General features: G+C 47.3%; 25 protein-coding genes. All 25 read left to right on the top strand.

The window, feature by feature from the left end; translation table 11 throughout:
• Positions 1 to 18 precede the first annotated feature (18 nt).
• Complete coding sequence (locus tag AC622_RS00630; protein WP_049669308.1) at positions 19 to 576, top strand: TIGR01440 family protein; 558 nt, start codon at positions 19 to 21, stop codon at positions 574 to 576.
• 89 nt (positions 577 to 665) lie between these two features.
• Complete coding sequence (gene glyA, locus AC622_RS00635; protein ID WP_049669309.1) at positions 666 to 1,907, top strand: serine hydroxymethyltransferase; 1,242 nt, start codon at positions 666 to 668, stop codon at positions 1,905 to 1,907.
• Positions 1,908 to 2,085: 178 nt separating this feature from the next.
• Positions 2,086 to 2,715, top strand: coding sequence for a uracil phosphoribosyltransferase (gene upp / locus AC622_RS00640; protein ID WP_049669310.1), 630 nt, complete (start codon positions 2,086 to 2,088; stop codon positions 2,713 to 2,715).
• Positions 2,716 to 3,083: 368 nt separating this feature from the next.
• The gene (locus AC622_RS00645; protein WP_197089883.1) at positions 3,084 to 5,264 is read left to right on the top strand and encodes a S8 family serine peptidase; all 2,181 of its coding nucleotides are present in this window, start codon (positions 3,084 to 3,086) and stop codon (positions 5,262 to 5,264) included.
• Positions 5,265 to 5,471: 207 nt separating this feature from the next.
• Entirely contained in the window at positions 5,472 to 5,699 is a 228-nt protein-coding gene (locus AC622_RS00650; protein ID WP_049669312.1) for an AtpZ/AtpI family protein, read from the top strand.
• Positions 5,700 to 6,080: an ATP synthase subunit I gene (locus AC622_RS00655; RefSeq protein WP_049669313.1), complete on the top strand. Its 381-nt coding sequence runs from the start codon at positions 5,700 to 5,702 to the stop codon at positions 6,078 to 6,080. It abuts the gene before it with no gap.
• A 7-nt stretch (positions 6,081 to 6,087) separates the two neighbouring features.
• On the top strand, positions 6,088 to 6,798 hold the full coding sequence (atpB, locus tag AC622_RS00660; RefSeq protein ID WP_049669314.1) for a F0F1 ATP synthase subunit A: 711 nt from the start codon (positions 6,088 to 6,090) through the stop codon (positions 6,796 to 6,798).
• A gap of 54 nt (positions 6,799 to 6,852) precedes the next feature.
• Positions 6,853 to 7,071 carry a F0F1 ATP synthase subunit C gene (gene atpE, locus AC622_RS00665; protein ID WP_104848543.1) on the top strand — a complete coding sequence of 73 codons (219 nt, stop codon included), beginning with the start codon at positions 6,853 to 6,855 and terminating at the stop codon, positions 7,069 to 7,071.
• A gap of 131 nt (positions 7,072 to 7,202) precedes the next feature.
• A complete protein-coding gene (gene atpF, locus AC622_RS00670) occupies positions 7,203 to 7,730 on the top strand; it encodes a F0F1 ATP synthase subunit B (RefSeq protein WP_049669315.1) in 528 nt (175 codons plus the stop codon).
• Positions 7,727 to 8,263 carry a F0F1 ATP synthase subunit delta gene (locus AC622_RS00675; RefSeq protein ID WP_049669316.1) on the top strand — a complete coding sequence of 179 codons (537 nt, stop codon included), beginning with the start codon at positions 7,727 to 7,729 and terminating at the stop codon, positions 8,261 to 8,263. The genes atpF and AC622_RS00675 overlap by 4 nt, the downstream gene beginning before the upstream one ends.
• 24 nt (positions 8,264 to 8,287) lie before the next feature.
• Positions 8,288 to 9,796: a F0F1 ATP synthase subunit alpha gene (atpA, locus tag AC622_RS00680; RefSeq protein ID WP_049669317.1), complete on the top strand. Its 1,509-nt coding sequence runs from the start codon at positions 8,288 to 8,290 to the stop codon at positions 9,794 to 9,796.
• A gap of 35 nt (positions 9,797 to 9,831) precedes the next feature.
• Positions 9,832 to 10,689, top strand: coding sequence for a F0F1 ATP synthase subunit gamma (locus AC622_RS00685; RefSeq protein WP_049669318.1), 858 nt, complete (start codon positions 9,832 to 9,834; stop codon positions 10,687 to 10,689).
• A gap of 63 nt (positions 10,690 to 10,752) precedes the next feature.
• Entirely contained in the window at positions 10,753 to 12,174 is a 1,422-nt protein-coding gene (gene atpD / locus AC622_RS00690) for a F0F1 ATP synthase subunit beta (RefSeq protein ID WP_049669319.1), read from the top strand.
• A 30-nt stretch (positions 12,175 to 12,204) separates the two neighbouring features.
• The gene (locus AC622_RS00695; protein WP_049669320.1) at positions 12,205 to 12,612 is read left to right on the top strand and encodes a F0F1 ATP synthase subunit epsilon; all 408 of its coding nucleotides are present in this window, start codon (positions 12,205 to 12,207) and stop codon (positions 12,610 to 12,612) included.
• A 632-nt stretch (positions 12,613 to 13,244) separates the two neighbouring features.
• Entirely contained in the window at positions 13,245 to 13,619 is a 375-nt protein-coding gene (locus AC622_RS00700; protein ID WP_049669321.1) for an NADH-quinone oxidoreductase subunit A, read from the top strand.
• Entirely contained in the window at positions 13,610 to 14,122 is a 513-nt protein-coding gene (locus AC622_RS00705) for a NuoB/complex I 20 kDa subunit family protein (protein ID WP_049669322.1), read from the top strand. The genes AC622_RS00700 and AC622_RS00705 overlap by 10 nt, the downstream gene beginning before the upstream one ends.
• Before the next feature lie 33 nt (positions 14,123 to 14,155).
• Positions 14,156 to 15,562 (top strand): NADH-quinone oxidoreductase subunit C, encoded by a 1,407-nt coding sequence (locus tag AC622_RS00710; RefSeq protein WP_197089884.1) that lies wholly within the window; start codon positions 14,156 to 14,158, stop codon positions 15,560 to 15,562.
• Positions 15,563 to 15,565: 3 nt separating this feature from the next.
• Entirely contained in the window at positions 15,566 to 16,666 is a 1,101-nt protein-coding gene (locus AC622_RS00715; protein WP_049669323.1) for an NADH-quinone oxidoreductase subunit D, read from the top strand.
• Positions 16,666 to 17,664, top strand: a complete 999-nt coding sequence (gene nuoH, locus AC622_RS00720; RefSeq protein WP_049669324.1) for an NADH-quinone oxidoreductase subunit NuoH — start codon at positions 16,666 to 16,668, stop codon at positions 17,662 to 17,664. Before AC622_RS00715 ends, nuoH begins: the two co-directional genes overlap by 1 nt.
• Before the next feature lie 13 nt (positions 17,665 to 17,677).
• Positions 17,678 to 18,100, top strand: a complete 423-nt coding sequence (gene nuoI, locus AC622_RS00725) for an NADH-quinone oxidoreductase subunit NuoI (protein WP_049669325.1) — start codon at positions 17,678 to 17,680, stop codon at positions 18,098 to 18,100.
• On the top strand, positions 18,097 to 18,609 hold the full coding sequence (locus AC622_RS00730; RefSeq protein WP_049669326.1) for an NADH-quinone oxidoreductase subunit J: 513 nt from the start codon (positions 18,097 to 18,099) through the stop codon (positions 18,607 to 18,609). Before nuoI ends, AC622_RS00730 begins: the two co-directional genes overlap by 4 nt.
• Positions 18,606 to 18,926 carry an NADH-quinone oxidoreductase subunit NuoK gene (gene nuoK, locus AC622_RS00735; protein WP_049669327.1) on the top strand — a complete coding sequence of 107 codons (321 nt, stop codon included), beginning with the start codon at positions 18,606 to 18,608 and terminating at the stop codon, positions 18,924 to 18,926. The genes AC622_RS00730 and nuoK overlap by 4 nt, the downstream gene beginning before the upstream one ends.
• Before the next feature lie 16 nt (positions 18,927 to 18,942).
• Positions 18,943 to 20,787 (top strand): NADH-quinone oxidoreductase subunit L, encoded by a 1,845-nt coding sequence (gene nuoL, locus AC622_RS00740; RefSeq protein ID WP_049669328.1) that lies wholly within the window; start codon positions 18,943 to 18,945, stop codon positions 20,785 to 20,787.
• Entirely contained in the window at positions 20,784 to 22,253 is a 1,470-nt protein-coding gene (locus AC622_RS00745) for a complex I subunit 4 family protein (RefSeq protein WP_049669329.1), read from the top strand. Before nuoL ends, AC622_RS00745 begins: the two co-directional genes overlap by 4 nt.
• A 6-nt stretch (positions 22,254 to 22,259) precedes the next feature.
• Entirely contained in the window at positions 22,260 to 23,774 is a 1,515-nt protein-coding gene (gene nuoN, locus AC622_RS00750) for an NADH-quinone oxidoreductase subunit NuoN (protein WP_049669330.1), read from the top strand.
• Positions 23,775 to 24,247: the final 473 nt, after the last annotated feature.

Consider the following 24,247-nt stretch of genomic DNA (forward strand, 5'->3'; position numbering starts at 1 on the left):
AGAGCGGGGGAATGCAGAATGGGTGAAAGGCATCTTGAAGAGATTCAATCAGAAACAGCTCGTCTTCTAGAAGAATTACACAGTGTATTCCCTTTAAACGAGAATCGTCTACTCGTAATTGGCTGCAGCACAAGTGAAGTGATGGGCGAGCGTATTGGCACATCTGGGACACTTGATGCGGCGGGAGCGATTTATCAGGCTATAGCCGAATTCGCAGAACGCACGAAGGTTCGCGTTGCTTTTCAAGGGTGTGAGCATATCAATCGCGCGCTTGTCGTCGAACGGGAGACAGCCATTCGCTACTCACTTGAGGAGGTGACCGTCGTTCCCGTTCGCCATGCGGGGGGAGCGATGGCGACCTATGCCTTCAATCATTTCGCAGATCCAGTTGTGGTCGAGAATATGAAAGCGGATGCCGGGATTGATATTGGCGACACGATGATTGGCATGCATTTGAAGCATGTCGCTGTTCCAGTCCGCACATCCGTGAAGGTAATCGGCAAGGCACATGTCACAAGCGCGATGACGAGACCGAAGCTGATTGGGGGCGCCCGCGCGTGCTATGAGCGTATTTAGGAAAAAATGACGATACTTTCTTTTCATGCTAAAATTAGTAGGAATTCTTAAAAGTAAGTGTGCTTTTGATAAAGGGAGGATGCAAAGAGATGAGCTATTTGCAAGAGCAGGATGCACAAGTATTTAAGGCAATCCAACAAGAACTAGGAAGACAAAGGGGAAAAATCGAACTAATCGCTTCTGAGAACTTTGTCAGTGAAGCTGTTATGGAAGCACAAGGCTCCGTACTGACAAATAAATATGCAGAAGGATATCCAGCAAAACGCTATTATGGCGGCTGTGAATATGTAGATATTGTCGAGGATTTGGCTCGCGACCGCGCGAAGCAAATCTTTGGGGCAGAGCATGCGAATGTCCAGCCTCACTCTGGTGCTCAAGCAAATATGGCCGTATATTTCACCATCTTGAATCCGGGAGATACCGTTCTTGGTATGAACCTATCACATGGCGGGCACTTAACGCATGGCAGCCCGGTCAACTTCAGCGGTGTTCTTTATAACTTCGTAGAGTATGGTGTGGATGAAAAGACTCATCTCATCAATTATGAAGATGTTCGCCAAAAGGCGCTCGAATCAAAGCCAAAATTGATTGTCGCAGGCGCAAGTGCGTACCCGCGTGAGATTGACTTCAAGAAATTCCGTGAGATTGCGGATGAAGTCGGCGCTTACTTAATGGTAGACATGGCACATATCGCCGGCCTTGTGGCTGCTGGTCTTCACCCAAGCCCGGTTCCATATGCAGACTTTGTTACTACAACGACTCACAAAACGTTGCGCGGACCGCGCGGAGGCATGATTCTCTGCCGTGAGGAGTTCGCGAAGAAAATTGATAAATCCATCTTTCCAGGCATCCAAGGCGGACCGCTTATGCATGTGATCGCCGCAAAGGCTGTAGCTTTTGGTGAAACGCTTCAAGAAAGCTTTAAGGACTATGCGAAGAAAATCATTGATAATGCAAAACGCCTAGGTGAAAGCTTGGAAAAAGAAGGCCTGACACTCGTATCAGGCGGCACAGATAACCACTTACTTTTAATCGACGTACGTTCAGCAGGACTGACAGGGAAAACAGCTGAGAAAGTCCTTGATGACATCGGCATCACTGTCAACAAGAACACGATCCCATTTGATCCAGAAAGCCCGTTTGTTACTAGCGGAATCCGTATTGGTACCGCTGCAGTGACAAGCCGCGGCTTTGGACTCGAGGATATGGATGAGATCGGCGCCATTATTGGCCTCGCGCTCAAGCATCCAGAAGACGAAGCGAAATTGAAGGAAGCGGCAGAACGTGTAGCTGCTTTATCTGGTAAATACGAATTGTATCCTTCTTTATAAGAAAATCGCCGCAGGTTATGGACAACTTGCGGCTTTTTTCTAGAGGAAATGGGATATACTACAAGGGGAAAATTAGCAGGATGAACAAGAAGAAATTCACGATTGAAGAAATAAGTGTTTTTCTGTAAAATGAAGCGAGTGCTTAAATATAGGATTAAACCAGTAAGGAGAGATCAGAATGGGAAAAGTATACGTTTTTGACCATCCATTAATTCAACACAAGCTTACGTACATACGTGACAAGAATACGGGTACTAAAGAATTCAGAGAGTTGGTTGATGAGGTTGCAACACTTATGGCCTTTGAAATCACGCGTGATCTCCCGCTTGAAGAAGTAGAAATTGAAACTCCTGTCAGCAAAGCAACATCCAAAATTATCGCCGGTAAAAAAGTAGCTCTTGTGCCAATCCTGCGCGCAGGTCTCGGCATGGTGGACGGAATGCTTAAAATCATTCCAGCTGCAAAGGTTGGACATGTTGGTCTATACAGAGACCCAGAAACTTTGAAGCCAGTGGAATACTATGTTAAGCTCCCAGCAGACGTTGAAGAAAGAGAATTCATCGTTGTTGACCCAATGCTTGCAACAGGCGGTTCAGCAGTAGATGCCATCAGTGCCATCAAAAAACGCGGTGCGAAAAACATTAAATTCATGTGCCTAGTCGCAGCTCCAGAAGGCGTAAAAGCTGTTGAAGAAGCACACCCAGATGTGGACATCTTCATCGCAGCCCTTGACGAAAAGCTCAACGACCATGGCTACATCGTACCAGGTCTTGGCGACGCTGGTGACAGATTGTTCGGTACAAAATAATTTGGAAAACCACCCTATGGGGTGGTTTTTGTTTTTATTTTTATTTTGACGGTAGGGTTTCTCGCGGCTGCTCTCAGAACATTGTTGCCTGATAAACCACCGTTTTCGTCCTAATTCCGATATTTCAGCCCATACCATCTGGGGCTGGCGCCCATCAGCTGTTTTTATCGCCCATACCCACCTGGGTGGCGCCCATAAGCCAGTATTTGCGCCCATATCCCATGAAATGTAGAAAACCAATTCTCCTCTCATCCCTAAGTGATTTTTATCATAGTCTCCTTCTAAAAAACACCCGCGCATTTATCTTCCCATCCTTCATGTATAACCATCACTCGTTAAACCATCATAAAGGCAAGGATGTGATGGATATGAAATATAGAAGTAATTACAGGTTCCTGGTCATTGGATTCTTTGCAACAATCCTTGTCTTTCCTATAGCTGTACCAGCTGTCGGCAGTGACTCTGATAATCCGGTTATTATTGAAGTGAATGAAGAGTTGCCGGTAGAGGAGGCGATTCAGTCGCTTACCCGCAAGTATCCGTCCATAATACCGCGCTGCCAATATTCTGCTGTTTTTCGTGGGTTCTCTGCGGTTGTTCCGCCTGCATTGATCCGTGAGCTTGAACAAGAGGAGGAGGTATGGTCCATTCATAAGACGGAAAGCCTTCAAACCACTATTCAGAAAGCTCCGGCATCATCTACTCGTCTAAAGCCGTCCTTTGGCACACAGAAGTTCACGGGCAAAGGAGTGAAGGTAGGGGTGATTGATACAGGTGTGGATTATACGCATCCAGATTTGAAGAAGAATTATAAGGGCGGGTATGATGTGGTCGACGAGGATGACGACCCGATGGAGACAATGGGGAGTCCGAAATGGGCAACGATTCATGGGACGCATGTGTCAGGCATCATTGCGGGCAACGGTCGCATGAAAGGAGTGGCCCCGAATTCGGATCTTTATGTATACCGTGCTTTAGGGCCCGGGGGGAGAGGGACGACTGACCAAGTCATTGCTGCCATTGAGCGTGCCGTGAAGGATGGGATGGATATTATCAATCTTTCACTTGGTGATACGGTCAATGGACCAGACCTGCCGACATCCGTTGCCTTGGATGAGGCGGTGAAAAAAGGTGTGACAGCTGTCGTGGCGAACGGAAATGACGGACCAGGTGTGTGGACAATTGGATCGCCTGGCACAAGCGGGCGTGCCATTAGTGTTGGCGCCAGTTCTGAGGCAGCGCGCACGCAAACCATCAGTCTTGGAGCTGGCAAGGATATGAAGATCTCACCGGTTGCCGGGGCTGCGCCATGGGAGTTCTCTCATTCCATGCGGATTGTGAATGGAGGGAATGGAGCCAATCTTTCGAAGGAACAACTCGATGGCAAGCTTGTACTTGTCCAAAGAGGGGAGATTACGTTTAAGGAAAAAGTAAAGCGGGCGATTCGTTCTCGTGCCGCAGGTGTTCTTATTTTTAATAATGAAATAGGGGAGCTCAGTGCTTCAATTGGAATGACGTCTGAGATTCCGGTTGCGACGATGACAAAGAAGGATGGAGAACGAATTCTTCAGGTACTAAAGTCAGGTAAGCCGGTGGCTGTTCAAATGAAAGAGCATATGGAGGAGAGAAAGCTTGCTTCCTTCAGCTCGCGCGGGCCGGTCATCGATAATCTCGGCATTAAGCCGGATGTGATTGCACCTGGTGTCCAGATTGACAGTACGGTTCCGGGAGGGAAGTATCTTGCCCTGCAGGGGACGAGCATGGCTGCGCCATTTGTGGCAGGTGTCTGTGCATTGATGAAGGAGGCGCATCCAGATTGGACACCGCAGGAGATAAAGTCTGCTTTAATGACAACGGCATCACCGCTTAAACAGTATCATACATTTGAGCAGGGAGCAGGAAGAGTCAACCCTCAGAAAGCCGTCAAAGAAGAAACGCTTCTTTCGCCATCCTCGCTCACATTTGGTTTGATGGAAAATGGCTCATCAGTAAAGAAGACGATCATTATTCATAATAAGAGTAAAAGGAAGAAGCGGTATGCCTTTTCAATCCCGCCGAAGGAGCGATTTATATCCTGGAGGCTGCCTCGCATGTTCTCCCTTGGGCCTGGAGAGAAAAAAGTTACTGATATTACCCTCGAACTTAATGATTGGATGGATAAGGTTGCCCTAAAAGATGGATACTTAAAAATGTACGAGGATGGAGAAGAGATTCAGATTCCCTATCTATTCGCCATGAAGGAGCCGAATTATCCAATTGGCCGCGGTCTCGAGGCGGAATATGCGAAAGATACAAAGGTGATTGAGGTAAACATCTATTTGCCCTTTGGCGCAGATGAAGTGGAATATTCCTTGTACGAGTATGACTCCTTGCTGTTTGTGGATCAGATAGGAGTATATAAAGGGGTAAAGAAAGGACTTTTCAAGCGAAAGATCAAGATAGCGAAGGATTATCCGTCAAATTTTTACGAAATTGTGACAAAACTAAAAAAAGATGACAAAGAATTGGTAATCAAAGTCCCTATTTACATTGGGGATAAGGTACAATAGAAAGTATGTCAATGAAACCACTACTTTTCAATTTTCTTCAAGTTTAGGGAATGAGTTTTGTTCCCGTCTCAATTGACAATAATATTCCCCTATTGTATTCTAACATGGGGCATAATTGGTAGGGTTTTCAAATTGACATCTCCGTATGGCTGTTTTATACGAATGTCCAGTGCAATCTGCCTAATACATACGCCCTTGGGAGATAGGATGCAGCAGAAGAAAAATCAGTCCGCTTTCCGCGCGATGGGTCTCTATTCTGCCGTCTTGTCACAATTGACCGGCCCCGTGCTGATAGGGATATTTGGCGGTAGATGGCTTGATGATCGTTATCAAATGGAACCTCTTTTTTTAATCCTTTGTCTCCTGGTTGGGCTTTCGGTCGGCATTTATGCTGCCGTACGTACAATCAACAACTACTTTGATGGAGAATCCTAAATGCTAGAAATCCACTTTGTATTTAAACGATATTTGAAGCATACGCTTACCCTTCTCTCTATTTATTGTATCCTTTGGGGTTTTACGCCATTTAAGGCTGAAAGTTTAGGGTTAATCCTCGGCAGCGTCATTGGTATTTATAATATATGGCTGCTATCAAGAAAGACCAATCAATTGGGTGAAGCCATTCTTCAAGGAAGAGGCGTGAAATCACTCGGAACCATCTCAAGGATGGCTGCCGCTGTACTGGCTGTTGCCATTGCAATGGAGTTTCCGGAACTATTCAATATTTATTTTGTGATATTGGGATTAATGGCAGGTTATCTTGTCGTTATAATAGATTTACTAATCCATAACACTTGGCGGGGGGAAAAGAGGTGAATATAGATTGAATCATGGAGCACCAACAGCAGAACTTTTTGGTCTTACCTTTAACCTTGGTAATGTTCTGATGATTACTGTGGCGAGTGTCATTGTCTTTCTCATTGCTGTCCTGGCCACCCGGAAATTGGCAGTGAAGCCTACCGGAATGCAGAACTTCATGGAGTGGGTAATCGACTTCGTAAGAAACATCATTAACAGCAACATGGACTGGAACACAGGCGGGCGTTTCCTAATTCTTGGGACGACCTTAATCATGTACATATTCGTATCGAATATGCTCGGCTTGCCGTTCTCAGTAACCTATAATGGAGATCTGTGGTGGAAATCACCGACAGCTGATCCAGTTGTCGCCCTAACGCTCGCTGTCATGATTGTCGTATTAACCAACTTCTACGGCATCAAGATGCGCGGACTGAAAGGTTACGGCAAAAACTTTGTAGCACCAATGCCATTCTTATTTCCCTTAAAGATTATTGAGGAATTCGCGAACACCCTTACATTGGGCTTGCGTCTATTCGGTAATATTTATGCGGGTGAAATCTTGCTCAGCCTATTGGCAGGGTCATTAGCAACAAATTTCTGGAGCAGCGCATTAGCGTTAGCACCAACAATCATTTGGCAAGGCTTCAGTGTGTTCATTGGAGCAATCCAAGCGTTTATCTTTACGATGTTAACGATGGTTTACATGGCCCATAAAGTCAGTGAAAACCATTAATAATATAAACAAATCCAAAACACTAGTTATACAATTTAAAGGAGGAACTTCATAATGAGTTTGGGAGTTATCGCAGCAGCAATCGCAATCGGTTTAGCCGCTCTTGGAGCAGGTATTGGTAATGGTATGATCGTATCTCGTACAGTAGAGGGTATTGCACGTCAACCTGAAGCACGTGGTATGCTTCAAACAACAATGTTCATCGGGGTAGCACTAGTTGAGGCGATTCCGATCATCGCGGTAGTTATCGCGTTCATGGTATTGAACAGATAATTGACAAAATTGATGGCGGAGAATCTTAAGTCAGGTATCTTCGCCATTCCTTTATGCCTTTGTAAAATCAGCCATTCGTTAAATGGCTCTACTATATGCTTGTAAAGACTTCTGAAGGGAGTGAAATAGGGGTGTTATTTAATAATTTGGTACTCGGAGCAGCAGCATCGCATGATGGATTGAATACAGGTGATATCCTTTTCCAATTGCTTGCATTCATCATCTTGATGCTTTTATTGAAGAAATTCGCATTCGGCCCGCTTATGGGAATCATGAAAGAACGTGAAGCCCACGTTGCGAATGAAATCGAAACGGCAGAGAAAAGCCGTGCGGAAGCAGCTGCTTTGCTTGAAGAACAACGTACAATGCTGAAGGAAGCACGCCAGGAATCATTAGCGATCATTGAAGAAGCTAAGAAGCATGGCGAAACTCAGCGTGAAGAAATCATGGCACTAGCACGCCAGGAAGCTGAACGTGTGAAAGAATCAGCGACCCGCGAAATCGAACAGCAAAAAGAAAAAGCTGTTGCTGCCCTTCGTGAACAAGTTGCATCCTTGTCTGTCCTAATTGCGTCTAAAGTGATTGAAAAAGAACTTAGTGCAAAAGACCAGGAAAAATTGATCAATGAATACATTCAAGAGGCAGGAGAAGAGCGATGAGTCAAACACTTGCAGCGAAACGCTATGCAAATGCTCTTTTCCAAATTGCTAAGGAAGAAAACCAAATCGACCGCTTGGAAACGGAAATCAGAACGGTTAAAGACGTTTTTGAAACGAATGGCCGCTTTATCGAGTTCCTTGAACATCCAAAGGTCTCTATGGAAAACAAGAAACAAGCGATTGCAGAAGCTTTCGCAACTGCTTCTCCTTCCATCCAAAACCTGTTGATGCTTCTTGTAGAACGACACAGGGAAACAATCGTGCCAGACCTTGCGGATGAATTCATCTTGCTGGTGAATGAGCATACAGGAATCGTTGACGCGAAAGTGTACTCTGTAAAACCGTTATCCAACGCGGAGCAAGAAGGCATTTCGAAGGTTTTTGCCCGTAAAATTGGAAAACAAGCATTGCGCATTGAAAATATCGTAGACAGCAGTCTTTTAGGCGGCATCAAAATCCGCATCGGAAACCGTATTTTTGATGGTACGGTCCAAGGGAAACTCGATCGCTTAGAGCGCAGTCTGCTCGGTTAATATTAGAAGTTAGGGGTGAAATTCATGAGCATCAGAGCTGAAGAAATCAGCGCGCTGATTAAGAAACAAATTGAAGGCTATCAATCTGAGATAGAAGTGAGCGAAGTCGGCACGGTTATTACAGTCGGAGACGGAATCGCGCGTGTTCATGGATTGGACAACGCCATGTCCGGAGAGCTTCTCGAGTTCTCTAACGGTGTAGTAGGTATGGCGCAAAACTTGGAAGAGAATAACGTCGGTGTTATCATCCTCGGTCCTTTCCGCGACATTAAAGAAGGTGACACAGTTCGCCGCACAGGACGCATCATGGAGGTACCGGTGGGTGACGCGCTTATTGGCCGCGTTGTAAACTCCCTCGGACAACCGCTTGATGGCATGGGTCCAATCGCGACAACTGATACACTTCCAATCGAAAACAACGCACCAGGCGTTATGGACCGTAAATCTGTTCATGAGCCGCTTCAAACTGGTATCAAGGCGATTGATGCCCTTGTTCCAATCGGACGCGGACAACGTGAATTGATCATCGGAGACCGTCAAACTGGTAAAACATCCGTAGCAGTAGATACAATCCTTAACCAAAAGGATGAAAACATGATTTGTATCTATGTTGCCATCGGTCAAAAAGAATCAACGGTTCGTGGAACAGTTGAAACCTTCCGTAAGTATGGTGCACTTGATTACACAATCGTTGTATCTGCATCTGCTTCTCAGCCGGCACCGCTATTATACTTAGCTCCTTACTCCGGCGTAACAATGGGTGAGTATTTCATGCGCCAAGGCAAGCACGTTCTTGTCGTGTACGATGATCTATCAAAGCAAGCTGCGGCTTACCGTGAGCTTTCCTTGCTCCTTCGTCGTCCTCCAGGCCGTGAAGCCTTCCCAGGTGACGTATTCTACTTGCACTCCCGCTTGCTCGAGCGTGCAGCTAAATTGAATGATACATTAGGTGCTGGTTCCATCACAGCATTACCGTTCGTTGAAACACAAGCAGGCGATATCTCTGCTTACATCCCAACAAACGTTATCTCCATCACGGATGGACAAATCTTCTTGCAATCTGACTTATTCTTCTCCGGCGTACGCCCTGCCATCAACGCAGGTCTTTCCGTATCCCGTGTAGGTGGATCCGCTCAAATTAAAGCAATGAAGAGCGTTGCCGGTACCCTTCGTTTGGACTTGGCATCCTACCGTGAGCTTGAAGCCTTTGCCCAATTCGGATCTGACTTGGATAAAGCAACACAAGCGAAATTGAACCGTGGTGCACGTACGGTTGAGGTATTGAAACAAGACCTTCACAAACCGCTTCGTGTAGAACAGCAAGTATTAATCCTATACTGCTTGACTCGCGGATTCTTAGACGATATTCCACTCGCTGATATCAGACGCTTCGAAGCAGAAATCATCGAATGGACTGGCCGCAACCATAAAGAACTTTATGACCATATCCGTTCTACTGGCAAACTTCCAGAAGAACAAGATATGAACGCAGCCATTACTGAATTCAAAAAACAATTTGTTGTATCGGAATAACAGGATAGGCATTAATAGAAGGATGGTGAGAATGAATGGCATCATTACGTGATATAGATGCGCGTATAAAATCAACAAAGAAAACGAGCCAAATCACAAAAGCCATGCAAATGGTCTCCGCCTCCAAATTGAATCGTGCCGAAACAAACGCGAAAGCTTTTGTACCGTACATGGAGAAAATCCAAGAGGTCGTATCAAGCATCGCGAACGGAAGCAAGGATGCATCTCATCCGATGCTCGTCGCGCGTCCTGTGAAAAGAACTGGTTACGTAGTTATCACTTCCGATCGCGGATTGGCTGGACCATATAACAGCAGTGTCTTAAGAAAGGTTTATCAGACAATCAATGAGCGCCATAAGTCCCCGGATGAGTACGGCATTATCGTACTTGGGCGTATGGGCAGTGAATTCTTCCGCATGCGCGGAATGAACGTCATCCAAGAGCTTACAGGGATTTCTGATCAGCCAACTTTTGATGACATTAAAGAAATTACATCCAGTACGGTGAAATTATTCGCAGATGAAACAGTGGATGAAATCTATATGTATTACAACCACTTTATCAGTGCTATTTCCCAAGAGGTAACGGAAAAGAAATTGTTGCCTCTTGGAAGTGTTGATTCAGATTCAGCCTCAACGCTTTACGAGTTTGAACCGAACCAAGAAGAAATTCTTAAAGTGTTGCTCCCACAATATGCGGAAAGCCTCATCTATGGCGCGCTATTGGACGGGAAGGCCAGCGAGCACGCATCCCGTATGACAGCGATGAAGAGTGCGACAGATAACGCATCTGATCTTATCGCCTCACTCACGCTCACATACAACCGTGCCCGTCAAGCAGCGATCACACAAGAGATCACCGAGATTGTCGGCGGAGCTGCCGCACTCGAATAGATAAATGGATGAACAATAGATTGAAGCACTCACTCGGCATTAGAGTAAATAGGAGGGAATGGAATGAACATAGGACGCGTTACTCAAGTCATGGGTCCGGTTGTCGACGTTCGTTTTGAAAACGGCAAACTGCCTGCGATCTATAACGCTCTGAAGATTAATGTTTCCAAAGGAGCTCCAGCTGATGAAGCGGAATACCTTACTTTGGAAGTTGCTCTTCACTTAGGCGATGATACAGTTCGTACAATTGCGATGGCTTCCACAGACGGATTGGTCCGTAACGCGGAAGTAATCGACACAGGAGCACCAATTTCTGTACCAGTTGGAGACGTAACACTTGGTCGCGTATTCAACGTATTGGGAGAGAAAATTGACCTTGATCCTGCATTAGAAGGGGATTATCAAAAGGACCCTATCCACAGGGAAGCTCCTAAATTTGAAGAATTATCTACTGAAGTTGAGATCCTTGAAACAGGTATCAAAGTAGTAGACTTGCTTGCTCCTTACATCAAGGGCGGTAAGATTGGATTGTTCGGCGGTGCCGGTGTAGGTAAAACCGTTCTAATCCAAGAATTAATCAACAACATCGCTCAAGAGCACGGCGGTATTTCCGTATTCGCCGGTGTTGGTGAGCGTACACGTGAAGGTAATGACCTATACCACGAAATGACAGACTCTGGCGTTATCAAGAAAACAGCGATGGTATTCGGACAAATGAACGAGCCGCCTGGAGCACGTATGCGTGTTGCCTTGACTGGTTTGACAATGGCTGAATACTTCCGTGATGTTCAAGGCCAGGACGTATTGTTCTTTATCGATAACATCTTCCGTTTCACACAAGCCGGTTCTGAAGTATCCGCCCTTCTTGGACGTATGCCTTCTGCCGTTGGTTACCAACCAACATTGGCGACTGAAATGGGTCAATTACAAGAGCGTATCACATCTACTAACGTAGGTTCTGTTACATCTATCCAAGCAATCTATGTACCAGCCGATGACTATACTGACCCGGCTCCGGCTACAACATTCGCCCACTTAGATGCAACAACAAACCTAGAGCGTAGACTATCCGAGATGGGTATCTACCCTGCGGTGGACCCGCTGGCTTCCACTTCTCGCGCCCTTTCTCCAGACATCGTCGGAGAAGAGCATTATGAAGTAGCTCGTGCCGTCCAATCAACGCTTCAACGTTACAGAGAATTGCAAGATATCATCGCCATCCTCGGTATGGATGAATTAGGTGAGGAAGATAAATTGACGGTTGCGCGTGCGCGTCGTATTCAAAACTTCCTATCTCAAAACTTCCACGTGGCAGAGCAATTCACTGGCCAAAAAGGTTCTTACGTGCCTGTTAAAGAAACTGTTAAAGGATTCAAAGAAATCCTTGACGGTAAGTACGACCACCTTCCTGAGGATGCATTCCGCCTAGTCGGCCGCATCGAAGACGTGGTTGAAAAAGCTAAGCAAATGGGCGTAGAGGCTTAAACCAAACGGATCCTATAGGAGGGCGCATATATGAGAACGATTAAAGTTTCTGTAGTTACTCCTGGCGGTCCTGTTTTGGAAGATGAAGTGGAAATGGTCAGCACAAAAGCAAAAACTGGGGAACTAGGTATTCTTGCCGGACATATTCCAATGGTCGCGCCGCTTGATATTGGCGCTGTCCGTTTGAAAAACGGCAACCATACCGAATGGGTTGCTGTATCCGGAGGCTTCGTCGAAGTTAACGGACAGGAAGTTACCATTCTAGCCCAGTCAGCTGAACGTGCAGAGAACATTGACATTGCTCGCGCCAAACAGGCCAAAGCGCGCGCAGAAAAACGTCTTGCAGACAGACAAGCTGCAATCGACGCACACCGCGCCGAAATGGCACTCAAGCGTGCTTTAAACCGTCTAGATATTGCTGAACAACAAAGACATTGATCTCTGATAAGATACCCGCAGGATGAGCGATTGCTTATTCTGCGGGTTTTTGCTTTAGATGGGGAGAATTTTGTCATGGAGTGCGTGTGTCCATGTCGCTCAGATCGGGCGATTGCCCCAAGCAAACGGATGATTGTTCGCCTACAGGTGATGATTACCATATAGGATGTTCGCCGCCCATAAATGGATGGAAATCGCCCATAAACAATGAAATCATGGTTATTTTTCTTAGAAATCTAGACCCTTCCATGCTTAAAAGGTCAAAAAAGACTAGTGGAAGGTTTTTTTTGAAGGAATTCCTGCATTTTCATCTCAATTCTTCAAAAACAGTTTAAATTACGGCGTTTTTGAACGAGGAAGATTCTAATGAAGATTGCTATAGCCAAACCCCCGTTTTCGACAATAATCCAGCCTGCCGAGGCAGAAGTTCCAGCCTTCCTCAATAGTACTCATAACTTCCGCTGCCTGTAATATACATACTAGTATTGGGGAGATAGGGTGTTTTCCCCGGCCAAAGGGTCGTCCGACATATCGACAGCCTTGCGGGGCAATGTTATAATGTATACGCTTACATTTATTGCATAATAAGAGAATTCTTGCCTGAAAAAATACGAGTATTCGGAGGGGTGAAGATGGCATCGTTACATTGGTATCAGAACAATTACATAATCGTTCTGATTTTTTTGTGCCTTGGTATCCTGCTTCCGGTCGTCGCGCTCACCATGGGGAAAATTCTCAGACCAAATAAGCCGACGGAGGCTAAGCGCACCACCTATGAAAGCGGACTTGAGCCATTTCATGATTCACGGGTTCAATTCAATGTCCGCTATTACATATTTGCGCTTTTGTTTGTGTTATTTGATGTAGAAACGGTTTTCCTCTATCCATGGGCAGTAGCCTATGAGAAATTAGGCGTCTTTGCACTGATTGAGATGCTGATATTTGTTTTCATGCTTATCCTTGGACTGGCGTATGCCTGGAGAAAGAAGGTGCTTAAATGGAATTGAATATGAATCAGCTATCTGTTCAGGAAAAGGCCGAGCTAGAGCGCAATATCTTTTTTGCCACCTTAGAGCAGGTAAAGGGGTGGGCAAGAGGGAATTCGCTATGGCCTTTAACATTTGGACTTGCCTGCTGTGCAATTGAAATGATGGCTGTCGGATCCTCTCATTATGATGTTGACCGTTTCGGGTCCTTTTTCCGGACATCTCCGCGCCAATCTGATGTGATGATTGTCTCTGGCACCGTTACGAAAAAAATGGCGCCCATCCTGCGCCGCCTTTACGATCAAATGCCTGAACCTAAATGGGTCATTGCCATGGGATCCTGCGCAACAGCTGGCGGTCCATACGTGAAATCATACAGTGTCGTCAAAGGGGTCGATCAAATTGTCCCGGTGGATGTGTACATACCAGGCTGCCCGCCAAATCCAGCAGCCTTAATCTATGGAATCAATAAATTAAAAGAGAAGATTGCTTATGAGGCAAAGACCGGGAAGAAGGTGATGTAGGTGGGCCGGCGGGATATAGAGGTACTGAAAAGAATGGCAGAAGAGAATGCGAAGCGGCGCGCAAAAAAGAGCTCCGCCGAAGAGCCGAAAGTAGAGCCAAAAGAAGAGCCAAAAGTTGAAAAGACCAATCCAACAGAGGCAGCCATTGAGCCTATTACTGACCCAGAAGACCTCATAAAGAAAAAAGCTGCGGCTGCCGCGAAAGCAAAGGCCGCAGCCCTCGCCAAGCAAAAGAGAATGGCAGAGGGAGAGAATGAAGAAGCGGATGATCTAGCGAAGAAAAAAGCCGCAGCAGCCGCAAAAGCAAAGGCAGCAGCCCTTGCCAAGCAAAAGAGAATGGCAGAGGGAGAGAATGAAGAAGCGGATGATCTAGCGAAGAAAAAAGCCGCAGCAGCCGCAAAAGCAAAAGCGGCTGCCCTCGCCAAGCAAAAGAGAATGGCAGAGGGAGAGAATGAAGAAGCGAATAACCTCGTGAAGAAAAAAGCCGCAGCTGCCGCGAAAGCAAAGGCTGCTGCCCTCGCCAAGCAAAAGAGAATGGCAGAGGGAGAGAATGAAGAAGCGAATGAACTCGTGAAGAAAAAAGCCGCGGCTGCCGCGAAAGCAAAGGCCGCTGCCCTCGCCAAGCAAAAGAGAATGGCAGAGGGAGAAGAAGCAGGAACAGATGACCTCGCGAAGAAAAAAGCCGCAGCAGCCGCGAAAGCAAAAGCGGCCGCCCTTGCCAAGCAGAAGCGAATGGCAGAGGGAGGAGAAGCAGGAGCGGAAGATTTAGCAAAGAGAAAAGCGGCAGCAGCCGCAAAAGCGAAAGCGGCGGCTCTCGCCAAACAAAACCGAGATACAGACCCAGATAAAGAAAAGGCAAAAGCCATTGCTGCGGCAAAAGCGAAAGCAGCGGCAGCGGCCAAGTTAAAGGGAGCAGCAGGAAAGGAGCCAAAAGAGAGTTCCGAAGAAGCGGCTCCTTCACCCAATCAATCGCTCCTTGACTCTTACAGAGCAATCATTAAGGAGGAGCTTGGAGCGGATAGTCTGGTAGATGCCTATATTAATAGACTTTCAAAGGATGTTCCTACCTTGGTTGTGAATAGGGAGGCCTATCTGGAAGTGGTAACATGCTTGCGCAATCATCCAAAGCTTCAATTTAATTACTTATCAGAAATTCACGGAACGGACTTTTTGGAGCATTTTGAAGTATATTTATATTTACAATCGTTGTCATTTAAGCGGGATGTTGTCGTAAAGGTAAAGATAGACCGGGAGCAGCCGGAGATTGAGTCGGTGACACCGCTATGGCCGGGGGCGAACTGGGCCGAGTCAGAGGCGTATGATTTACTTGGTATCTATTTTACCGGGCATCCGGATTTGAAACGCATCCTATTGGGGGAGGAGTGGGAAGGCTACCCGCTTCGCAAGGATTATGTCCAATATGATGATGTGGAGGTGTAGCGGATGATTCGTACAGAGGAAATGCTGTTGAATGTTGGCCCTCAGCACCCGAGTACTCATGGGGTTCTGCGCATCGTCGTCAAGATTGACGGGGAAATCATCACGGAGGCGACACCTGTTATCGGCTATTTACATAGGGGGACGGAGAAGCTTGCGGAGGATTTGCAATATACGCAAATCATTCCGTACACGGACCGGATGGATTATTTGTCTGCGATGACGAATAATTATGTGCTTTGCCATGCCGTTGAGACGATGATGAATATCGAGGTGCCGGAGCGGGCGGAATACCTACGCATCATGGCGATGGAGCTTGGCCGCATCGCGAGCCATCTTGTAGCATGGGGTACATTCGTTCTTGACCTAGGGGCAACGAGCCCGTTCATCTATGCATTCAGGGAGAGGGAGATGATTCTTAATTTTCTCAATGAACTGTCAGGGGCACGCCTCACTTTCAACTATATGCGTATTGGCGGCGTGAAGTGGGATGCACCGGACGGATGGTTTGAGAAGGTGGCAAATTTCATCCCGTATATGCGTGAGCAGCTTGCCGGTTATCGTGATCTGGTCAGCGGCAATGAAATCTTCCAGACTCGGGTAAAAGGGATTGGGATTTATTCGGCGGATGAGGCGATTGCGTATTCACTCAGCGGTCCGAATTTAAGATGCACAGGCATTGATCAAGATCTCCGAAAGACGGCGCCCTATTCCATTTATGACCGTTTTAATTTTAGCAGTGTTACACGTGAAACAGGAGATGTGCTCTCCCGCTATGAAATCCGCTTGGATGAAATGGAAGAATCCCTGAAGATCCTAGAGCAGGCCATTGAGCAATTTCCGGAGAGTGGACCGGTCCTCGCGAAGGTGCCAAAAATCGTGAAGCCGCCAAAGGGAGAGGGATTTGTCCGCATTGAATCCCCGCGTGGTGAGATTGGCTGCTATATAGCCAGTGAGGGGAAGAAGGAGCCGTATCGTCTGAAATTCAGGCGTCCTTCATTCTATAACCTTCAAATTCTGCCGAAATTATTAAGGGGAGAAAATATTGCGAATCTCGTTGCGATTCTAGGAGCTATTGATATCGTGCTTGGGGAGGTTGATGGGTGATGGTGCAGGATTTACTGACCTCGGCGCCCAGCCTTGGAACGTTTGCGTTCTTTTTCATTGCTGCGATTGTGCTCATGTTTGTCATCTTAGGCTTTGTTACTTTTGCGATATTGGCAGAGCGGAAGGTGATGGGCTATATGCAGCTCCGTCACGGACCGAATCAGCTTGGCGGGAATTTCGGCTTGCTGCAGACAGTAGCGGATGTATTGAAGCTCTTGATTAAGGAGGACACGGTGCCAGCGATGGCTGATAAGCCGCTCTTTAAGCTTGCACCGATGATAGCTTTTGCACCAGCCATGATGGTCGTTGCTGTTCTGCCGTTTACAGATAAGCTCCAGTTCGCCGACCTTGGCGTGGGTCTCCTCTATTATATTGCGGTCTCGAGCTTATCGACGGTCGGCATCCTGGCGGCCGGGTGGGCCTCCAATAATAAGTACTCGCTCCTTGGGGGGATGAGGGCCGGTGCCCAGATGATTTCCTATGAGGTGCCGCTCGTGATGTCGGTGATTGGCGTCGTCCTCTTGAGTGGAAGTCTCAATTTAAATGACATTGTCGCCGGGCAGGAGGGCCTGTGGAATATCGTCAAGCAGCCGCTCGCCTTCATCATCTTCTTCATAGCAGCAGTCGCAGAATTGAACCGGGTGCCGTTTGACCTGTCCGAGGCGGAATCAGAGCTTGTTGCCGGATTCCATGTGGAGTACTCAGGATTCCGATGGGCATTCTTCATGCTGTCAGAGTATGTGTATATGTTTGCGATGGCGGCGCTGACTGTCGTACTATTCCTCGGCGGCTGGCATCCGCTTCCGTTTCTTGATGTGATTCCAGGAGCAATTTGGTTTGCGTTGAAATGGTTTGCCGTAACCTTCTTCCTCATCTGGGTACGAGTCACCCTGCCGCGTCTGAGAGCGGACCATTTAATGGAGTTCGGCTGGAAGGTGCTTTTGCCGCTGGCGCTTGTGAATATTTTTGTGACGGCCCTATTGTTGAAAATCATGTAAGGGAGGATATCCTATGCTCGGTCTAGTCAAAGGTTTGAAATATACGCTGAAGAATCTAACCAAGGATAAAGTCACCTATGATTACCCAAATGAACCGATGATGCTTCCGGACCGGTTCCGCGGCATCCAGAAATTCTATCCGGAGAAATGCATCGTCTGCAATCAATGTGTGAACATCTGCCCGACAGATTGCATTCACCTCACCGGGAAGAAGCACCCTGATCCCACTAAGAAGGGTAAGAAGATTATCGACACCTACGATATCAATTTTGAGATTTGTATTTTATGTGATTTATGTACAGAGGTCTGCCCAACGGAGGCCATCGTGATGACGAATAATTTTGAGCTTGCCGAGTATAGCCGGGATGAATTATTTAAGAATCTCCAGTGGCTTGATGAGAATGATGAAAATATTCGAAAGGTGAATCAGCAATGAGCGGGGAAGTCATCGCATTTATGATTTTAGGATTTACGGCCGTCGCTGGCGCGGTCATGATGATCAACTTGACGAAGGTCATGCATATGATGCTGGCGCTTGTTTTGACCTTTGTCAGCGTCGCCGGTATCTTCCTGCTCTTATCAGCGGAATTTACGGCGGTCGTCCAGATTATGATTTACTCAGGTGCCATCACGATCATCATGCTCTTTGGCATCATGCTGACGAATCACCAGGATGAGAGCCCATCAAAGGTCCGGCCATTCGGCAAGGCGTTGATTCTGCTTGGAATCCTCGGCTTTGCCGCTGTGGTGTATGCCGGTATTTATGATTTGGACTTTGGCAATCAGTCCGAACGGCTTCATGCGGATAATACCGAGAAGATTGGGATCTCCATCTTCAGTGAGTATGTGATTCCGTTTGAACTCTTGTCTGTGCTGCTTCTTGTTGGGCTTGTCGGTGCGATTGTTCTTGCGAAAAAGGATGAAAAGGAGGATGGGGATTCATGAGCACGGTACCGCTTCCGGCCTATTTAACATTGGCCTTGATTTTATTTTGCATCGGACTGTACGGCGCATTGACGAAAAGGAACATGATCATGGTCCTCGTCTCCATTGAATTGATGCTGAACGCCGTCAATATCAACCTTATTGCCTTCAGCAAGCTGGGGCCTGCCCCGGCCATTGACGGTCAGGTCTTCGCCTTATTTGTCATAGCCGTCGCAGCGATTGAGGCGGCTGTCGGGCTCGCAATTTTGATTGCTTTATACCGAAATCGCAAAACCGTCAATGTGGATGAGATGAATAAGCTGAACCATTCTAGTTAGAAGGGGAAATGTATACATGATGGAGTTTGTGTGGGTCATCCCGCTAGTTCCCCTGCTGTCATTTGTGATTCTCTTGCTCTTCGGCCAGAGGTTGAAGCAGACGAGCGCCTATATTGGAACCGGCCTATTGGCCCTGACCTTTATCGGGGCGGCCTTTATTCTCGTCGAGCGTATCGATTCACCAACCTACCGAGCCTCATTTGAGTGGCTGAAGGCAGGGGATATTCGCCTGACAGCGGGTGTTGAGGTCAATCAATTGAATGCATTGATGCTTGTGATCGTGTCACTGGTCAGTGTACTTGTACATATGTATTCTATCGGCTATATGAAGGGGGATGGACGAATAGCTACCTTCTATGCCTATTTGGGATTGTTTACGTTTGCAATGCTCGGGCTGGTTCTGTCGCCGAATCTCCTCCAGCTGTATGTGTTTTGGGAGTTGGTCGGCTTAGGTTCCTTCCTCTTGATTGGGTTCTACTTTTATAAGGAGTCCGCCCGTGATGCCGCGAAGAAGGCATTCATCATGACAAGGATCGGGGATGTTGGCTTATTGATCGGAATGATTCTCTTATTCTGGCAGACCGGTACCTTCGAGATCGTGGATATCTTTGCAAAAGTGGAATCGGGAGCGGTATCAGATGGAATGATTACGTTGACGGCCATCCTCATCTTCATCGGGGCGATGGGGAAATCAGGGCAATTCCCGCTTCACACCTGGCTTCCGGATGCGATGGAGGGGCCGACACCGGTTTCCGCCCTTATCCATGCAGCGACCATGGTTGCCGCAGGTGTGTATCTCGTTGCGACAATGTTCCCGCTCTTCCTTGCCAGCGAGGCTGCCTTGCTGACAGTTGCGATTATTGGTGCATTCACAGCAATCTTTGCGGCACTGATTGCAATCGGCCAAAATGATATTAAACGAATTCTTGCGTATTCAACGGTCAGTCAATTAGGCTACATGATGCTTGCGCTCGGCTCTGCCGGATATGTTGCTGGGGTATTCCATTTAACGACGCATGCCTTCTTCAAGGCGTTGCTATTCCTAGCGGCAGGAAGTGTCATTCATGCGGTAAAGACGCAGAACATCCTTGAGATGGGCGGGTTATTTTCAAAGCTGCGCCTGACAGGTATGCTCTTCCTCATCGGGACATTGGCATTGACCGGATTCCCGCTTCTTTCAGGCTTCTTCAGTAAAGATGAGATCTTGATTTCTGCCTGGAATGCCGGCCATCCGTTACTGTTTGCCTTAGCTCTCATCACAGCAGTCTTGACGGCCTTTTATATGTTCAGGCTCTTCTTCTTGGTGTTCACTGGCCCGGCTAAAATGAAGGGGCAAGTCAAGGAGTCTCCAAGAAATATGATCATACCGATGATGGTGCTTGGTGTGCTCGCTATTTTCTCTGGCTACCTCAATACCCCTTGGTTTGGAGAATATCTAGGGGAGTGGCTAATGGAAGGGAATGTATATATGGAGGCGAGTCATACAGAGGCTCCTGGCTGGATTGCACTGGCGGCGGTTCTTGCTTTTCTGACAGGGAGTGGCAGTGCGTATTGGCTCTTTGGCAGAAAAGGGAGAGAAGACCTGGAGATGCCAGGTATGCTCGTGAATAAATTTTATGTGGATGAGGTGTACGCTAAGACAGCCGTTCCGCTTGTGCAGGGAATTGGTTATGTGCTTTCTTGGTTTGACCGGTATATTGTGCAAGGGATTGGCTCGCTCATCAGCGGAGTGATTGACCGGCTGGGGGCTAGGGGAGCAGATGCCGGGAATGGGCAGATGCAGCTATATGGGGCAGTCGCCTTTATCGGCCTTGCCGTTATCCTCGTCATCTTTGCACTGACAGGGGGGTATGTACGATGATGTTGACCTTGCTTGTTTTCGCTCCGCTTCTGTTCATGCTGATCCTCTGGCTCATGCCAAGTGATAACAAACGATTACTCAAGTTGGTCGGTGTGCTTGGGACAGTCATCCCGCTAGTTCTTTCATTAATTATCGCTGTATCCGGACATAAATGGAGCAGCTATGCCGTTTATGCGAACTGGTTCCAGCTCGGCAATACGGGCAATGAATTCAGCCAGATGTATGCCGTTCCGTTTGAGCTTGGGATTGATGGCTTTTCCTATGTGATGATTCTTTTAACAGCTGTACTCAGTACGCTTGCGGCGATAGCATCCACCTGGCAGATAGAGAAGGGGTGGAAAGGATATTTCAGTCTGTTCCTGCTGCTTGAGACAGGGATGCTCGGCGTGTTTGCGGCTGAGAATTTAATTTTATTTTTCCTCTTCTTTGAGGTGACACTTGTGGCAACCTTCTTCTTGGTTGGGAAATGGGGAGGATTTGACCGCGAGAAGGCTGCGTATCGCTTTTTGATCTATAACGGTCTCGGTTCAGCGATCTTGTTGTTCGTGATTGCCGTCTTGTTCGCAAAGACAGGCACGTCCAATATCGAGATTCTAAAACAAATTCTTTCCCTCGGCGGACAAACATTATTGTCCCCAATCAGCTCAGAATTGAAGTATGGATTGCTTATTGCCTTGATTGTGGCCTTCGGCATTAAACTGCCGATTTTCCCGCTTCATTCCTGGGTATTGAAGGTCCATGTTGAGGCGCCGCCCGCTGTGGTCATGCTCCATGCCGGTATTCTTTTGAAGATTGGCGCCTATGGTCTGATTCAATTTGCTGTCGGGCTGTTCCCGGAGGAGTTCAGCAAGATTTCCTTTTGGATCATCCTGCTTGGTGTGATTAATCTTTTATACGGGGCATTCCTTGCTCTTATCCAGACAAACTTCAAGCTTTTGCTCGCCTATTCGTCTGTCTCCCATATGGGGATTGTGCTAATGGGGCTTGGAGCGATGAATGATGCGGGCATGCAGGGAGCAATCTTCCAGGTTGTGTCCCATGGACTGATTGCCAGTTTGTTCTTCCTCTTGGTGGGAGTCTTGCAGGATCGCTATGAAACGACTGATATGAGGAGGCTCGGTGGACTTTGGAACGGGATGCCGGTGTTCTCCGGCTTCTTGCTCACCGCCGGGATGGCATCGCTCGGCTTGCCTGGATTATCAGGGTTTGTAAGTGAATTTCTCGCCTTCCTCGGTGTGTTTGAGAAGGAACCTGTTCTTGGTGCGATAGGAGCACTGGGACTTATTCTGACAGCTGTTTATGTACTCCGTTCTGTGCTGAAAATGACATTCGGCAGCGGGGATGAACAGGCCCATGACCTTCGCTTGGTCGAATGGGTCCCGGCAGCTGTCTTAGTTGGCATTATTGTGGTCATCGGTGTTTATCCATCCATCCTTGAGCGCGCAATTTCAGGAATAGGGGGGTGAGGCGGAATGGATATGGATACCCTGCTTTCATTTAACTGGAGCTTAATGATGCCGGAGTTTATCATCCTTGCCGCGGCGGTTCTGCTCTCCATCCTGGACCTTGTTATGCCGAAGGAGGTTGGGAGAAGAATCCTTGGCTGGTTCGCATTCGTGAGTGTGCTGCTTGCCTTAGTGATGGTTGTCAGCCTGACTTCAGCAGAGCCAGGTTCAATCTTGTATGATACTTTTGTGCTCGATACATTCGCGAAAGCCTTTAAGATGGTCCTCTTAATTGGGGCCGCCATCGTGCTGCTTTTAGCAATCGATCATAAGCCAGCAGGAGGGATGGGGCCGTATCAGGGAGAGTTCTTCTATTTATTCCTAACCGCCCTTCTAGGCGGAATGGTCATGACATCTAGTGCTGACTTAATTACACTCTTTGTCGGTCTTGAACTGCTCTCTGTCTCCTCCTACATCCTTGCGGGTATGAGAAAATCATCAGTCAAGTCAACAGAGGCTGCGATGAAATATGTCGTTAATGGCGGCATCTCGACAGCTATCATTCTATTCGCGATGAGCTACTTGTACGGACTCGGCGGAACGACGAATCTCTATGAGCTCAGTAACCAATTCGCGATTGAGACGAACGCGCAATATCAATATATAGCTGGACTATCCTTCTTCATCCTGCTGGTCGGTCTGTCGTTCAAGCTGGCCACCGTACCGTTTCATATGTGGGCACCGGATGTGTACGAGGGTTCGCCTACTCCGGTTACCGCCTTTTTGAGCATCGTCTCAAAGGCAGCCGCGTTCGCCCTACTAATGCGGGTTGTTGTGACTGTCTTTATGACGGCAACGATGGATTCCATTGGATTTCTCTCCATCTTCACCGCCAATCACCAGTATGTAGCGGTACTAGCGGGAATGACGATGCTGGTCGGAAACATCATCGCCCTCCGCCAAAGAAGCTTGAAGAGAATGCTCGCCTACTCCAGCATCGGTCATGCCGGATATTTGCTAGCTGCAGTGGCTGCCTTTGGCCAATATACGATTGAAGCGCTCTGGTTCTATTTGATCGCCTATGTGTTCATGGTGGCAGGCGCCTTAGCCATCATCCAATTTATCATCAAGGACGGGGAAGAGGATGATGTGTATGTCTTGGCCGGCTTATATAAGCGGGCACCTGTCTTGGCTGTATCAATGAGCATCTTCCTTCTATCGCTCGCTGGGATTCCGGCAACAGCTGGTTTCATCGGGAAGCTGAATATCTTCGTCAGCTTCTTTGCAAAGGAGGATGGTCATTACATCTTGGCAGCAATCATGCTCATTGCCACCGTCATCTCTTATGTGTTCTACTTCAACGTCATGGTCCATATGTTTGCCCGCCCAGGTGAGGAGCGGCGAGAGCGCGCGGTTTCCCTCCCAATGGGGCTCGCCATTGGATTATGCTTAGGCGGAACGCTCCTCCTCGGACTGTTCCCAAATGTCCTGCTTGATTTTTATCAAGGCAACTTCGCGGACATGGTGAATTTATTGAGATAAGGAAGGCTCGTCCGGCTTTGGCTGGGCGGGCTTTTTTTGTGCTGTCATGGGGTGGAGGGTGTCTGCAGGGGATACGGGTTTCGCTCATACACTACATTTACCGCCCATAAGGGTTTAGCCGAGCCCATACCCTGATATTTTCGCCCTTAAATAAAGGATTCATCAATATTTCCTTCAGAAACGAAGACCGATCCCGGCTGGAAGATAAGATTTTAGAGGATATTGTCTTCAAAAGGAACTATAAATGACGCCATTTTGATATTGAGAGCCTTTTCGAGAGAAAAATCTACGCAGGACACCTAAATAACACAGTCTAGTCTGTTTACGAGAAGATTCATTCGAGATGATGCCTATAACTTTTCTCCCTCCCCAAATGGGCTTACATTTTTCCAGTGTATGGTTCTAGATGCGAAAATTAGTTTAGAAACTTACCATTTTGTAAGTGTGTTAGGGGGAGGAATGGTTTACAATAG

This window comes from Bacillus sp. FJAT-27916, from assembly GCF_001183965.1.
Classification (GTDB): domain Bacteria; phylum Bacillota; class Bacilli; order Bacillales; family Pradoshiaceae; genus Pradoshia.

Coding starts and splice junctions, on each gene's coding strand:
- AC622_RS00685 (WP_049669318.1), top strand. CDS start 9,832: ATGGCATCATTACGTGATATAGATGCGCGTATAAAATCAACAAAGAAA.
- AC622_RS00650 (WP_049669312.1), top strand. CDS start 5,472: ATGCAGCAGAAGAAAAATCAGTCCGCTTTCCGCGCGATGGGTCTCTAT.
- AC622_RS00715 (WP_049669323.1), top strand. CDS start 15,566: ATGATTCGTACAGAGGAAATGCTGTTGAATGTTGGCCCTCAGCACCCG.
- AC622_RS00700 (WP_049669321.1), top strand. CDS start 13,245: ATGGCATCGTTACATTGGTATCAGAACAATTACATAATCGTTCTGATT.
- AC622_RS00730 (WP_049669326.1), top strand. CDS start 18,097: ATGAGCGGGGAAGTCATCGCATTTATGATTTTAGGATTTACGGCCGTC.
- nuoL (WP_049669328.1), top strand. CDS start 18,943: ATGATGGAGTTTGTGTGGGTCATCCCGCTAGTTCCCCTGCTGTCATTT.
- nuoK (WP_049669327.1), top strand. CDS start 18,606: ATGAGCACGGTACCGCTTCCGGCCTATTTAACATTGGCCTTGATTTTA.
- nuoI (WP_049669325.1), top strand. CDS start 17,678: ATGCTCGGTCTAGTCAAAGGTTTGAAATATACGCTGAAGAATCTAACC.
- AC622_RS00705 (WP_049669322.1), top strand. CDS start 13,610: ATGGAATTGAATATGAATCAGCTATCTGTTCAGGAAAAGGCCGAGCTA.
- atpE (WP_104848543.1), top strand. CDS start 6,853: ATGAGTTTGGGAGTTATCGCAGCAGCAATCGCAATCGGTTTAGCCGCT.
- upp (WP_049669310.1), top strand. CDS start 2,086: ATGGGAAAAGTATACGTTTTTGACCATCCATTAATTCAACACAAGCTT.
- AC622_RS00655 (WP_049669313.1), top strand. CDS start 5,700: ATGCTAGAAATCCACTTTGTATTTAAACGATATTTGAAGCATACGCTT.
- AC622_RS00630 (WP_049669308.1), top strand. CDS start 19: ATGGGTGAAAGGCATCTTGAAGAGATTCAATCAGAAACAGCTCGTCTT.
- nuoH (WP_049669324.1), top strand. CDS start 16,666: ATGGTGCAGGATTTACTGACCTCGGCGCCCAGCCTTGGAACGTTTGCG.
- AC622_RS00745 (WP_049669329.1), top strand. CDS start 20,784: ATGATGTTGACCTTGCTTGTTTTCGCTCCGCTTCTGTTCATGCTGATC.
- atpA (WP_049669317.1), top strand. CDS start 8,288: ATGAGCATCAGAGCTGAAGAAATCAGCGCGCTGATTAAGAAACAAATT.
- AC622_RS00695 (WP_049669320.1), top strand. CDS start 12,205: ATGAGAACGATTAAAGTTTCTGTAGTTACTCCTGGCGGTCCTGTTTTG.
- AC622_RS00675 (WP_049669316.1), top strand. CDS start 7,727: ATGAGTCAAACACTTGCAGCGAAACGCTATGCAAATGCTCTTTTCCAA.
- AC622_RS00710 (WP_197089884.1), top strand. CDS start 14,156: ATGGCAGAAGAGAATGCGAAGCGGCGCGCAAAAAAGAGCTCCGCCGAA.
- AC622_RS00645 (WP_197089883.1), top strand. CDS start 3,084: ATGAAATATAGAAGTAATTACAGGTTCCTGGTCATTGGATTCTTTGCA.
- glyA (WP_049669309.1), top strand. CDS start 666: ATGAGCTATTTGCAAGAGCAGGATGCACAAGTATTTAAGGCAATCCAA.
- nuoN (WP_049669330.1), top strand. CDS start 22,260: ATGGATATGGATACCCTGCTTTCATTTAACTGGAGCTTAATGATGCCG.
- atpD (WP_049669319.1), top strand. CDS start 10,753: ATGAACATAGGACGCGTTACTCAAGTCATGGGTCCGGTTGTCGACGTT.